Raw genomic sequence first — 11,424 nt, forward strand, 5'->3', positions numbered from 1 at the left:
CGAATTCATTCGGTCTTATTTTTTATGTTATAAATACTTTTGTAGGAGGCATTACATTCCACTTATGAACTTATCGAAACTAAACAATCGAATAGAAGCGAAAAAGATAGAGTTAATCTATCTCGTTGAACGATACGGATTCACTCATGATAAAGTGATTTCTTTCAGCCAAGAATTAGATCGTTTACTTAACTTATTAATAAAACTCAAGACGCAGAAAAAACGTTGTTCGTTATAACCATTTCCCCCTCTTTTTTGATACGATATAACTAGAATCAGAAAGGAGCGATTTATGTTTATATTAAAAGACGTTATATATAAAGATATACTACACATTCCTTATTTACAGATTCAAAAAGAAAAGATCACTTGCATTATCGGTGAAAGCGGAAGCGGAAAAAGCACATTGCTTCGCATGTTAAACGATTTACAATCTCCAACATCCGGCACAATTGAATATAACGGAAAGTTAATTTCTGATTATCCGCCTATTCAATTACGTCGTGACGTAGTTATGCTTGGGCAAACTCCACCTCTTTTTGATGGAACCGTTAAAGAAAATCTATTAATGGGACTTCGTCTTTCTGAAAAACCATTTCCAAATGATGATGCCCTGCGGAGCGCACTACAAACCGTTAGCTTAGACAAGCAATTAGAAGATAGCGCCTCCTCATTATCCGGCGGTGAAAAACAAAGACTTGCCTTTGCACGTATCGTACTTATGGATCCGCCTGTCTATTTATTAGATGAACCAACTTCAGCATTAGACAGTGATACAGAACGCCGCGTTATGAAACAATTTACTGAACTAGCACGAAAAAAGAAAAAAACAATTATCTTCATCACACACTCACAACAACTTCCAGAAGAAATTGCAGACGACATTATTGAGATTAGTAAAGCAAACGGTGCAACTAGAAAGGAAGTGCTCTCTGTTGAAGGGCGTTATTGAACTCCAAATTTGGCAACTTGCAGCTGCCTATATTTTTATTCTTATTTTAATTGGACTTGTAAAATTAAAAGGAATACCTCGCGAAAAACAAATCGCGCTCGCAACATTCCGTATGACCATTCAGCTCGTACTTGTTGCATATGTCCTTACATACGTATTTGAAAACAGTAATCCATTTTATACAATTGCTCTTATTACTTCTATTACTACCTTTGCAATTTTTAATATTTATAAACGAGTTAACATCCCGATGTCTAAAGAATTAAAACGAGTAGCCGCCCTTTCCATGGTCGCCGGATCAATTGGGCCACTTCTACTATTTATCTTCGTTATTATCGGTCATGACCCTTGGTATGCTCCGCAATATATCGTCCCTATTACAGGAATGTTAGTTGGGAATGCCATGACTGGTGTTTCTCTCGGCGCAAATACGTTCTTAAACAATATGAAGTCGCAAAGAGGTCAAATTGAAGGTGCACTTATGCTCGGAGCAACACCGAAAGAAGCAGCTGCTCCGCTCATTCGAGACGCTTTTGATTCTGCTATTTTACCGACAATCAATTCTATGGTCGGAATGGGGATTATAAGCTTACCAGGCATGATGACTGGTCAAATATTATCCGGTGTATCGCCGTTCACAGCCATTCAATATCAAATCGCCATTATACTCGGTATTTCTGGAAGCACTGCCTTTGCTGTCATTATCTTTTTACAGCTTGGATATAAAACGTTCTTTAATAAGCGATGTCAATTGAAAGAGGTTGACTATGGTGCACGGTGAATCGTGCGTAGTTCACGATGAATGAAATTATATTAACGATTTTTTCAATATATCTATCATAACTTGCAATATATCAACGATTTTTCAAATATATCTATCATAACTCAGAATATATCAACGATTTTGTACGAAATATCGATTTACCGACAAAAAGTGACATAATAAAAAGAGGAGGCTATTCGCCTCCTCTTTTATTTACTTACGCCTTCTTAACGAACTGTGATTTTAACTTCATAGCTCCGAAACCGTCGATTTTGCAATCGATATCGTGATCGCCATCAACTAGACGGATACTTTTTACTTTCGTACCAATCTTCACAACTGAAGAAGTTCCTTTTACTTTTAAGTCTTTAATAACAGTAACTGCATCGCCATCTTGAAGAACGTTTCCGTTCGCATCTTTTACAACTTTTGCACCATCATTATTTTCAGCTTCTGCGTCTTGGCCCCACTCATGAGCACATTCTGGACATACGAAAAGAACGCCATCCTCATACGTATATTCTGAATTACATTTTGGACAATTTGGTAAAGTAGCCATAAATTCATTTCCTCCGTTCATTATTTATACGTAAAAATCAAAATTGATGTTTACATCTCGATAAATAAAATTTGTATAGCATTTCTTTATAGTGCCATAGTCTCACGTTATTGACAAGCCTACCTCAAATTCTCATTTTTTATTGTATTTTACAAAATTTCAATTCGTATGCCTTTTTTCTATTTGTTCTTCTACTAATTTTAAAAATCTTCGTTGTGCATTTTTATTTTTTACGAGCAATCGAACTCTTAACTTACTTTGTAAATATGAGCGAACTTTGTAGTTCGTAATAAATAACTTTCGATACTTCTCGTCTTCATATATGATTCGAAACCATTCATACTGCTGCAAGTAAAGTATGTTAGCATCAATCTTTTTCGTGTGTAAACCCGTACTTAAACTAATAGATCCTATTAGAGCTTCTATTAATGCTGAAATTATTTCTCTCCCCCTAATAAATAAAAGAAGAACCTTCACAAGATTCTTCTTTTCAAAATGAACGAGTTCCCTCTAGAAACCCCAATTATTTTCTTCAATATAAATTTGATATTCTTCTACTTCTTCTTCACTTAACTTCTTATTATTTTCATATACCTCTTGCCACTCGAAATAATCTTCATCGAAATAAACAGCAAATTTAATTTTCACGTTTTTCTTCTCTGTATAATCATAGCCAGTAAACTCTACTACATCATAATCTTTTTCTTTCTTCACAAACTTCCAGGTTGGATTATCAGTCATAATCTCTAAAGTAACCCCTTCACCAGTTGAACGAACAACGTTTTTAATATTCGGCTCAGTTGGTAAAAGAGAAAGTCCGAGCATAGCTCCGCCAAACACAATCCCGACTATAACTTGTAAACCAATCATACCAGCTACACTAGCGCCACCCTTAGATTGTAAGAAATACGCCTTCTCATGATCAGACGCATCTTCTCCCTTACGAAAAACACGAACAGCCTGCTTATAATATAAACGGTTTCCTTGCCATCCAGTAAATATCATCATTCCTAATTGAAGAGCTAAACTAAATGTTACATAAATCCCCTCTGGAATATCTATAAAAGGGGTTATAACTATACTAGGTATAGCCAATAACGCAAATATAATAAATAACTTATACATTTTGCGATAAGCTAACCAAAAGGTTGGGAAGAAAAAGGCTACCCAATTCCATGTATTCCCTTGCGCAGGGTTTTCTACTTTACCCCACTTAAAATCATAATAAGCTGTATTCTTTTGAACAACTTTATGTAATTCTTGTGGAGAAATCGTTTCTTGTAAAACAGTGTCCTTCACGTACATCATCCTTTTCTTATTTCTATATACATTTATTGTATATGGACAAAATGAAGGAATCTAACAAAAAGTAAACATATTTCATAAAAATGAACGGAAATCGAATATATTCCGACAATTATCCGTTTCTTATTTCATTTTACTTTTAAATATATTAGAATACTTATGAATGATACGTTTAATACACTAAGTTAATCATTTTGTATATTGGATAATAAAAATGTTTCACATGAAACTATTTATATTTTGTATTACCTTGCCTCTACACAATGCGTATAAAGCCCTTTCTACTTACTACAAAATACGAAAGACGCCCTTTTCAAAAAGGCGTCTTTTTATAGTTGAAAATTTACTAATAAATAAAACGAATTATTTAATAAATGAATCCCAATTGGAACGAGTAAATTCTTCGTTTTCTTATATGTGTATGCTAAACATATACCCATACCAAAAATATATAAAATACTACCTACTGTAAGGGGATGGCCAAAAGTAAATATGAAAGCACTTATAACGGCACTAGTAAGTGTAGAAAAGCACTGAGATAATTTCGTGAAAAATATCCCTCGAAATAAAAGTTCTTCCCAAATTGGTGCAAAGATGGTGAGCACAACTACGTATAAAATGATTTCACTTTTAGTAGGCTTTATTACTATACTAGACTCATCCACACCAAGCCCATGTGGTAGAACTAAATTTAATATTGCAAGATATATAAGCATTACAATCGCTGTCATTACTATCGTTACATAGTGTTTAAAATTATTGAATTGTAATGATTTTATTAAATGTAAGCAGCAATTTCTTGCCGGTGCATACATTACGATAATCATACAAAACGTGAAAGGTGGAATAAGATGATTTACATACCATGGGTATAAGGAAGAATCATATAAAAGGTTCAAAAAACCAATTCCATGCATGACCCCAAAAATAATTAATAGAATGCTAATTACTTGGCGCATACTCATTTGTTCATTCTTTTCTTCATATGTAGCTAATTCTATATTCATCCTATCCCCTCCAGTATAATTAAACTTTTTAAACCATTATATACCAAATTTAACATAAAAAAAGACAATACACCCCACTGTATTGTCCATTTTCTTCCCTACCATTTCTCTCTACACATCTCAATTAAATGCAGTAAGTACCTCTTCGTCATATCTGCTCTTCTCCACCTTGAGAGCATTCGCTTTTCTTTTGGGTTCTGCCGTATTCTAGCTACTTCTTTTAATAAAAGCTCCCATTCTTCCGCTGAACGTTCTGACAAGTATTGCAATCCTCTATCTTTTGAAACGATTGTTTTATAATCTAGTGTATATAAAATGCGTCCCATCGTAACGACAGCTGATTCTATCCACTCTTCTATAAAAAATAAATATGGCTTCTTCACCTTTTCACTCCAGTACTGTTCTACGTTGTATTTCATCGTATTTACTACATCATTCCATTGTATTTGCAGCGGAAGATCTTCTGCTTCTTTTCCTGTAACTGTAATGCCTTGATTTTTCAACGTCCACCATGTGACCGCATTAATGTCCCAATGACCAACATTAGCTTTACCATCTGCACAATACACGTACTCGTTCATTTCATCATTGTATTTCCCTAAGTCAGCAAGCAGAATATACATACCGTCCATTCTTTTACCTAGCGTATTATCACTAAGTTTCTTATGTAGTTCCACAAGCTGCTGTTTTTCAGCTTCATTCACGGAATCACTTATTACTGTAACAAAATCAACATCGCTCGTTTCTGCATAAAATGCACCAAGTGCGATGGAGCCGTAAATATATACCCCTACTATTTTTTCATCTAAAAAAATTTCTTTTAATTCTACTGTGTACCGCTCCATTAACTGTTGTACTTCCGTTGGTAACGCATGCTTCACTCCATTTTTCATATCTATCCCTCCAATAAAAAAAGCCTTTGCAAATTCGCAAAGACTTCTTGTTTTATAAATATTTCTCGATTTCTTCATAAACATCCTTCAAACGAGGATTTCCTTCTCCAACAATTTCTCCATTTACAAGAACGACCGGATAAAATAAATCTTCTTCCACTACGCGCTCTGCGAATGCTTTTTTATCTGCATCTTCTTGTTCTTCTTGGAAATCAATATACTCGAAATTAAATTTATTTTCTTGTCCTTCATATTTACGACCAATTGCCGCTTGTAACCATTCAAACGTTTCTGTTGAAGATGGCATTCCGACGCAGCTCGCACAAATTACTTTCGTCCCATACACTTGAACATTAACCATTTCTTCTCCCCCACTTCTTGTCCCAACAGTATATTCAGATGTCTTATTACATAAGCACATCATTTTACAAACTTATTCCATACCCCTATACTGAAAAAACACGATACAATATTTCGACAATAAAACAAGAAGAGAAAAAATAGATTTTCCCCTCTATCTTGATTATAATAAAACTGATGAAAGGAGTCGATAAAAATGGAAAACCCACATATGCAAGAACAAGTATTAGAAGTATTAGATAAATTACGTCCATTCTTACTTCGCGATGGCGGAGACGTTGAATTAGTAGACATTGAAGAAGGTATCGTAAAACTACGCCTTATGGGTGCATGCGGAAGCTGCCCAAGTTCTACAATCACACTAAAAGCTGGTATCGAGCGCGCGTTACTTGAAGAAGTACCAGGCGTTATCGAAGTAGAACAAGTATTTTAATCTAAAAGCGGAAGCGGCTCGCTCAGAATCGCCTTCTAAAAGGAGACCAAATTTGGTCTCCTTTTTTTATTCAAATCACATTTATCCGTTAACATCATAAAACAAAATTGGAAATCCTTCTCAAAAAATGCGATAATTAATACTATATAGTGAATCGTTCACACATATACAGTAAAAAAACATAGGGGGACGACAAATGCCAAAAATGGGGAACACTTTTGTAACAATTCAAGACCTAGAAAAGAAAAAAGAGTATTTATTAGGCCTTTCATCCGTTATACCAACATGGAATACAAGCTATCAATTTTTATTTAAAGAAATCCAGCAAGAATTATTAGGTAAAGTAAATGAAAAGCTCGAAAGGCATCAATTCGTTTTAAATATATGTACAGATCAGCAGGTAGGGGCATAATGTATTACATAAAATTGTGGTATATAAAAAAGAGACCTCACTCGGTCTCTTTTTTATATTTTTAAGATAGCCAATCTAATTTTCTAATCCCGAGCTTATCTACTGGTAAACGAAGTGAGCCATAAAAATGCTTCATAAATTGCTCTGAGCGGTTCACATCGTGTAAAATGGCTTCTAAGCGATCTCTATATATGCTTTTTTGTTCTTCGTTTCCAGTTTGGTAATATCGTTCGACCGTTTCAAAATAGTGAAGCGGGAACAGGAGCCTTGCAAATAATAAGCGCCAACCAAATGAGGACAGCGAGTAATTTCGTTCATAATCTGTAACAAATTGAACGATTGTTTGATCCCAGTCTTTCTTTTTTTCAATCATCATATAGCGAATCCATTCTGCTATATCTCGAGTTGGGTGATCATACACCCAATCAAAAGGGAGTTTGAGACGCTTCGTTTGATGCCATAATAAAGGTGTGAATCGTTCTTGGCAAATTGTCGCTGCATCCGTTAGTTGCGGCGTATCATCCATTTCTGTATCAACAACATATTGAATGGCATTTTCTGCAACTCCTAAGTAATACGGGAAGGATTCAATAAACAATTGATCGAATACGTCTGTAGGGTGGTTCATCACTTGCGATTGCCAAAACTTTTCTAACTGATCGAGTCTCTTTTCCCATAACGCTTTCCATTCACCAATGCGGCTTAATTGCTCGATTTCTTCTGGAAAGAATGCACCTCGTTTATGGAATATAGAAAGTTCATTTCCTAATGACATAGCATGTCGTTCTAACGTGCGCATACCTTTTAATAAGCAATAATTTTGTTCTTCTATCTCACTTACATAGTAGCCGTGTATAGTCGGAACGAAAGTCGCTACAGTTATATCCCCTTGCTGGTTCATATAATCACTGAGCTTTTTCATCTCTACAAGTACTTCTTCCTCCATTTCTCCAATTGGAACAAGTACATAAATTTTGTTGCGAATCCAAAAGCTTTTATAGGGGCCAAGGGGGATTAATTCTTTAACATGCATGTGATAATGCTCATAAATATGCTGAATCATCGCAGTCGCCACCTATGGTTTTTCTTTATATATATGAGCTTGTGCTCGCCTTTCATTCCTATGCACATGATAAAGCAACGAAACGTATACAAATACTAAAAAGAAAAAAAGGTGATAAACATGAAAGAATCAAATCAACTACAAGAAAGAGCATTACAACTATTACAAGAACGCGGTGTAACAATTGACGATATTGCTGAACTTGTTCATTTTCTTCAAAAAAAATACCATCCAAATTTAGAGATGTCAGAATGCCGTTACAATGTAGAACGTGTACTATCAAAACGTGAAGTACAAAACGCACTGATTACAGGTATCGAACTTGATGTCCTTGCTGAAAAAGGAATGCTAAGTGAACCGTTACAAGATATTGTAAAACGTGATGAAGGCTTATATGGAATTGATGAAGTTATCGCACTTTCTATCGTGAACGTGTACGGCTCTATCGGTTTCACAAACTTTGGATATATTGATAAATTAAAACCTGGTATTTTAGAATACTTAAATGATAAATCAACTGGAAAGGTGCACACGTTCCTTGATGATATCGTTGGCGGAATCGCTGCCGCTGCATCAAGCCGTTTAGCGCACCGAGCTGAGCACTCAGAATAATAATGTTTTCTAGGCCGTCAGTTTCATGCTGACGGTCTTTCGTATTCCATAAGCATAAATTCTCTTCCGCGGCTCAAAAAAATAAGCCCTTGCTTAAATCCGATATTTTTATATAACGTAATCGCTCTTGTATTAAATGTTGCTACACTTAATCGAAACATGTTTGCGTTAAACTCTTTCGTGGCAAACGCTATTCCAGCTTGGAAAAATTCTTTCCCCATTCCTTTCCCAGTTAACGCCGGCTTCATACCAAGTCCCATATCAATCGCTTCTTCTCCACCATATAAATTAGCATCTCTGCCACCCGGTACTTGTGCATTTTCTCCAAAACAAAAATAGCCGATGAACTCTCCTTGATCATCACAACAGCCATAATAAGTTCCATCTAATAGCTCTTCTATTACTTCTTTCTCGCCTGAAAAACTATATAAACTATATGGTTCCTCGTACATCCACGTATTTATCTCATTTGCTTCTTCCTCTGTTAACTTATGTATATCCACTTTCTCTTTCCCCCTATTATATTTCTATTAACAATATTCGATATTCATCTTATAATTCATCTTTCTCAATATGTTTTTTTTATTTATCGCTTCATTTTAATGGAAGATTTTTCTTATTATGTTACGATTAAACAGAATCATTACGAATAAGGTGGTGACAATGTGAATTACTTTTCTTACCTCTCCTTAGAAGAACGGCAAAATTTTTTCTATAAAGAACCTCTTAGTTTTTCAAAAAATATAGGGAAAGAACAACTAGCTTACGCACTAGGCGCTACACTATATACTTCTGGCACGAAAGAAACGATTGCGGAAGATATAATTAGAAGGAAACATGTGGATGCTATCTCAATTATTCTTTGTCTAGAGGATGCTATCAGCGATGAGGAAGTAAAACTTGCAGAGCAAAACATCGTCGTTCAAATACAGCAAATCGCTAACTTAGTCAGTGCCAACATACTAAATCAAGCAGACATCCCACTTCTTTTTATTAGAGTTCGACAGCCAAGTCAAATGAAGACAATTGTTACTGAATTAGGTAGTGCTGTTCATTGTTTATGTGGTTTTGTCTTTCCAAAATTCACACCGATTAACGGAAAGACTTATATCGATCAGCTTGCATATATAAACGAGTTATACTCATTATCGCTATATGGCATGCCGATTTTAGAATCACCCGAAATTATGTATAAGGAAACACGGGCAGAATCATTATTACAAATAAAGGATTTACTAGATTCTTATCACGATTACATCTTAAATGTACGTATTGGTGCTACTGATTTTTCAAGTATATTTAGTATTCGGCGCAATAAATACACACCTATCTATCATATTACTGTTGTCCGTGATTGTATTTCAGACATTATTAACGTTTTCTCAAGGGCAACAAATGAATATATTATTTCAGGATGTGTATGGGAATATTTTTCTAATGATCATGAAGAAGGGCTTATTCAAGAGGTATCACTTGACCATGCAAATGGCTTAATCGGAAAGACAGTTATTCACCCATCTCATATTAAAGTTGTACAGGCAATGCACATTGTCACAATGGAAGATTATTTAGATGCGAGATCAATTTTACAAAATGCAGATACGTATAATGGAGTGCTAAAAAGCAGTTTTTCTAACAAAATGAATGAAGTAAAACCTCATTATGGCTGGGCTCGCAAAACCATTTTAAAATCTAATATTTACGGGGTGCTACATGAAAACAAACAATTCACCGATCTCCTTATTACAAACGCAAAGCAACACGTATAACGTTTTAAATAATATACAAGTCCATGTAGAAGTACGTGATAATCCATATAATTTAGCGCTAGACAAGCTTTTTCAAATGGCTGCGAGAATAAATAAGAAACGTAGTTTTTTATTTGTGAGTACAATCCTTGGAAAGCATCTTCCTATTAAACCTGCAGTCTCCCTATCAAGTGGAGTTGCTCTCGCTGCAAGATATATGGAAATACTACATAATATTTCTCATCCATTTCAAAAAGAAATTTTAAATCTCATTTCATTAGAAATTGATGAAATCCCAGAGGAAGTATTTCGTTATCAATATCCTCTGCAAGAAGAAGTTTTGTTCATCGGATTCGCTGAAACAGCGACAGCACTTGGTCATTCTATGTTTCAATGCTTTCAAAATGCAAAGTATGTGCATACAACTAGGGAATCGATACCCCACCTAGAATCTGTCATTACATTTGAGGAAGAACATTCTCATGCAACATCGCACCGTTGTTATGTAGATGAAAGCTTTTTTCAAAATAACAATCCAATTGTTCTCGTAGATGATGAGATGACAACAGGAAAAACAGCATTAAATATTATTAGATCTATTCAAAATAAATTCCCAAGAGGAGAATATATAATTGCTTCTTTATTAGACTGGCGTTCTCATACTAATAGAAAACAATTTAAACAATTAGAAGAAGAACTTCAAATTAAGATTCATGTTATTTCTTTATTAGAAGGCAGTATTCATACAACTGGCCAACCATTAAATATTGCAAAAACAGATATTCAAATTAAAGAAATAAAACCTGATTTCAAAAAGCATGCCCTTACCTGCCCAAAATCACCCTATACATCAAATTATATAAAATATACTGGGCGATTTGGCATTTCAGCATATGAACAAAAGCACATTCATTCTTTCGCTCAAGAAGCAGGAAAAGCTTTAAAAAGAGAAAGAGTTGGAAAACGAACACTCTGTCTCGGAACGGGTGAATTTATGTATATCCCAATGAAAATTGCTGCTGAAATGGGTGAAAATATTTTATATCAATCTACAACAAGAAGCCCTATCCATCCTGTTTCAAATGATGTGAACTATGCCATTCATAACCATTTCTCATATCCAAGTCCTGAAGATTCTACTATTACAAATTACTTTTATAATATTTCACCTCATGATTACGATGAAGTATTTGTTTTTATTGAGCGTGATTTAGGAGAAAAAGCCCTGTTTCCTCTTCTACAGCAGTTACAAACAGTTATTCCCTTTATTCATATCGTCTCATTTTCAAATAGTATAGAAAAGGAAGGTTGATAATT

General features: G+C 34.8%; 16 protein-coding genes. 8 read left to right on the forward strand and 8 right to left on the reverse strand.

Going from position 1 to position 11,424, the window contains the following annotated elements:
• The first annotated feature begins 64 nt into the window (after positions 1 to 64).
• The 3 genes from ATL10_RS30955 to ATL10_RS17445 are packed head-to-tail and all read left to right on the forward strand — an operon-like array spanning position 65 to position 1,733.
• Positions 65 to 238 carry an aspartyl-phosphate phosphatase Spo0E family protein gene (locus ATL10_RS30955; protein ID WP_141549211.1) on the forward strand — a complete coding sequence of 58 codons (174 nt, stop codon included), beginning with the start codon at positions 65 to 67 and terminating at the stop codon, positions 236 to 238.
• A 54-nt stretch (positions 239 to 292) separates the two neighbouring features.
• Complete coding sequence (locus tag ATL10_RS17440) at positions 293 to 952, forward strand: ABC transporter ATP-binding protein (protein WP_000470263.1); 660 nt, start codon at positions 293 to 295, stop codon at positions 950 to 952.
• On the forward strand, positions 936 to 1,733 hold the full coding sequence (locus tag ATL10_RS17445; protein WP_110497249.1) for an ABC transporter permease: 798 nt from the start codon (positions 936 to 938) through the stop codon (positions 1,731 to 1,733). Before ATL10_RS17440 ends, ATL10_RS17445 begins: the two co-directional genes overlap by 17 nt.
• Positions 1,734 to 1,932: 199 nt before the next feature.
• Here the strand turns inward: ATL10_RS17445 and phnA are convergent, their stop codons facing one another.
• From phnA to ATL10_RS17480, 6 genes are all read right to left on the reverse strand, one after another.
• The gene (gene phnA, locus ATL10_RS17455) at positions 1,933 to 2,274 is read right to left on the reverse strand and encodes an alkylphosphonate utilization operon protein PhnA (protein WP_000212735.1); all 342 of its coding nucleotides are present in this window, start codon (positions 2,272 to 2,274) and stop codon (positions 1,933 to 1,935) included.
• Positions 2,275 to 2,433: 159 nt separating this feature from the next.
• Positions 2,434 to 2,715, reverse strand: coding sequence for a hypothetical protein (locus ATL10_RS17460; protein WP_033657549.1), 282 nt, complete (start codon positions 2,713 to 2,715; stop codon positions 2,434 to 2,436).
• A gap of 69 nt (positions 2,716 to 2,784) precedes the next feature.
• Positions 2,785 to 3,582 carry a DUF2628 domain-containing protein gene (locus ATL10_RS17465; protein WP_072940842.1) on the reverse strand — a complete coding sequence of 266 codons (798 nt, stop codon included), beginning with the start codon at positions 3,580 to 3,582 and terminating at the stop codon, positions 2,785 to 2,787.
• Between the two features lie 326 nt (positions 3,583 to 3,908).
• A complete protein-coding gene (locus ATL10_RS17470) occupies positions 3,909 to 4,586 on the reverse strand; it encodes a CPBP family intramembrane glutamic endopeptidase (RefSeq protein ID WP_098235657.1) in 678 nt (225 codons plus the stop codon).
• Positions 4,587 to 4,684: 98 nt separating this feature from the next.
• The gene (locus ATL10_RS17475; RefSeq protein WP_141549212.1) at positions 4,685 to 5,479 is read right to left on the reverse strand and encodes a nucleotidyltransferase domain-containing protein; all 795 of its coding nucleotides are present in this window, start codon (positions 5,477 to 5,479) and stop codon (positions 4,685 to 4,687) included.
• Between the two features lie 52 nt (positions 5,480 to 5,531).
• On the reverse strand, positions 5,532 to 5,840 hold the full coding sequence (locus ATL10_RS17480) for a YuzD family protein (protein WP_000248588.1): 309 nt from the start codon (positions 5,838 to 5,840) through the stop codon (positions 5,532 to 5,534).
• A 195-nt stretch (positions 5,841 to 6,035) separates the two neighbouring features.
• Here ATL10_RS17480 and ATL10_RS17485 point away from each other — a divergent pair, with 195 nt between their 5' ends.
• Together ATL10_RS17485 and ATL10_RS17490 are read left to right on the forward strand one after the other, a co-directional pair.
• On the forward strand, positions 6,036 to 6,272 hold the full coding sequence (locus ATL10_RS17485; RefSeq protein ID WP_000431159.1) for a NifU family protein: 237 nt from the start codon (positions 6,036 to 6,038) through the stop codon (positions 6,270 to 6,272).
• A gap of 196 nt (positions 6,273 to 6,468) precedes the next feature.
• A complete protein-coding gene (locus ATL10_RS17490) occupies positions 6,469 to 6,684 on the forward strand; it encodes a carbonic anhydrase (RefSeq protein ID WP_097924591.1) in 216 nt (71 codons plus the stop codon).
• Positions 6,685 to 6,745: 61 nt separating this feature from the next.
• Here the strand turns inward: ATL10_RS17490 and yutH are convergent, their stop codons facing one another.
• On the reverse strand, positions 6,746 to 7,747 hold the full coding sequence (gene yutH, locus ATL10_RS17495; RefSeq protein WP_000614216.1) for a spore coat putative kinase YutH: 1,002 nt from the start codon (positions 7,745 to 7,747) through the stop codon (positions 6,746 to 6,748).
• Positions 7,748 to 7,867: 120 nt separating this feature from the next.
• Here yutH and ATL10_RS17500 point away from each other — a divergent pair, with 120 nt between their 5' ends.
• The gene (locus ATL10_RS17500; RefSeq protein ID WP_000665103.1) at positions 7,868 to 8,359 is read left to right on the forward strand and encodes a phosphatidylglycerophosphatase A family protein; all 492 of its coding nucleotides are present in this window, start codon (positions 7,868 to 7,870) and stop codon (positions 8,357 to 8,359) included.
• 23 nt (positions 8,360 to 8,382) lie between these two features.
• On the opposite strand, the gene ATL10_RS17505 is transcribed toward ATL10_RS17500, so the two are convergent.
• Positions 8,383 to 8,862 (reverse strand): GNAT family N-acetyltransferase, encoded by a 480-nt coding sequence (locus ATL10_RS17505; protein ID WP_090978046.1) that lies wholly within the window; start codon positions 8,860 to 8,862, stop codon positions 8,383 to 8,385.
• Positions 8,863 to 9,024: 162 nt separating this feature from the next.
• On the opposite strand from ATL10_RS17505, the gene ATL10_RS17510 reads away from it, so the two are divergent.
• Entirely contained in the window at positions 9,025 to 10,128 is a 1,104-nt protein-coding gene (locus ATL10_RS17510; RefSeq protein ID WP_110497251.1) for an HpcH/HpaI aldolase/citrate lyase family protein, read from the forward strand.
• Positions 10,073 to 11,419 carry a phosphoribosyltransferase family protein gene (locus ATL10_RS17515; RefSeq protein ID WP_110497253.1) on the forward strand — a complete coding sequence of 449 codons (1,347 nt, stop codon included), beginning with the start codon at positions 10,073 to 10,075 and terminating at the stop codon, positions 11,417 to 11,419. The genes ATL10_RS17510 and ATL10_RS17515 overlap by 56 nt, the downstream gene beginning before the upstream one ends.
• The last annotated feature ends 5 nt before the right edge of the window (positions 11,420 to 11,424 follow it).

The organism is Bacillus sp. 196mf (genome assembly GCF_003217275.1).
Classification (GTDB): domain Bacteria; phylum Bacillota; class Bacilli; order Bacillales; family Bacillaceae_G; genus Bacillus_A; species Bacillus_A thuringiensis_S.

What these genes read in the sequence shown, in the direction of transcription:
- ATL10_RS17440 (WP_000470263.1), top strand. Translation starts at nt 293, where the DNA reads ATGTTTATATTAAAAGACGTTATATATAAAGATATACTACACATTCCT.
- ATL10_RS17465 (WP_072940842.1), bottom strand. Translation starts at nt 3,582, where the DNA reads ATGATGTACGTGAAGGACACTGTTTTACAAGAAACGATTTCTCCACAA.
- ATL10_RS17470 (WP_098235657.1), bottom strand. Translation starts at nt 4,586, where the DNA reads ATGAATATAGAATTAGCTACATATGAAGAAAAGAATGAACAAATGAGT.
- ATL10_RS17475 (WP_141549212.1), bottom strand. Translation starts at nt 5,479, where the DNA reads ATGAAAAATGGAGTGAAGCATGCGTTACCAACGGAAGTACAACAGTTA.
- ATL10_RS17500 (WP_000665103.1), top strand. Translation starts at nt 7,868, where the DNA reads ATGAAAGAATCAAATCAACTACAAGAAAGAGCATTACAACTATTACAA.
- ATL10_RS17515 (WP_110497253.1), top strand. Translation starts at nt 10,073, where the DNA reads ATGAAAACAAACAATTCACCGATCTCCTTATTACAAACGCAAAGCAAC.
- ATL10_RS17480 (WP_000248588.1), bottom strand. Translation starts at nt 5,840, where the DNA reads ATGGTTAATGTTCAAGTGTATGGGACGAAAGTAATTTGTGCGAGCTGC.
- ATL10_RS30955 (WP_141549211.1), top strand. Translation starts at nt 65, where the DNA reads ATGAACTTATCGAAACTAAACAATCGAATAGAAGCGAAAAAGATAGAG.
- ATL10_RS17490 (WP_097924591.1), top strand. Translation starts at nt 6,469, where the DNA reads ATGCCAAAAATGGGGAACACTTTTGTAACAATTCAAGACCTAGAAAAG.
- phnA (WP_000212735.1), bottom strand. Translation starts at nt 2,274, where the DNA reads ATGGCTACTTTACCAAATTGTCCAAAATGTAATTCAGAATATACGTAT.
- yutH (WP_000614216.1), bottom strand. Translation starts at nt 7,747, where the DNA reads ATGATTCAGCATATTTATGAGCATTATCACATGCATGTTAAAGAATTA.
- ATL10_RS17485 (WP_000431159.1), top strand. Translation starts at nt 6,036, where the DNA reads ATGGAAAACCCACATATGCAAGAACAAGTATTAGAAGTATTAGATAAA.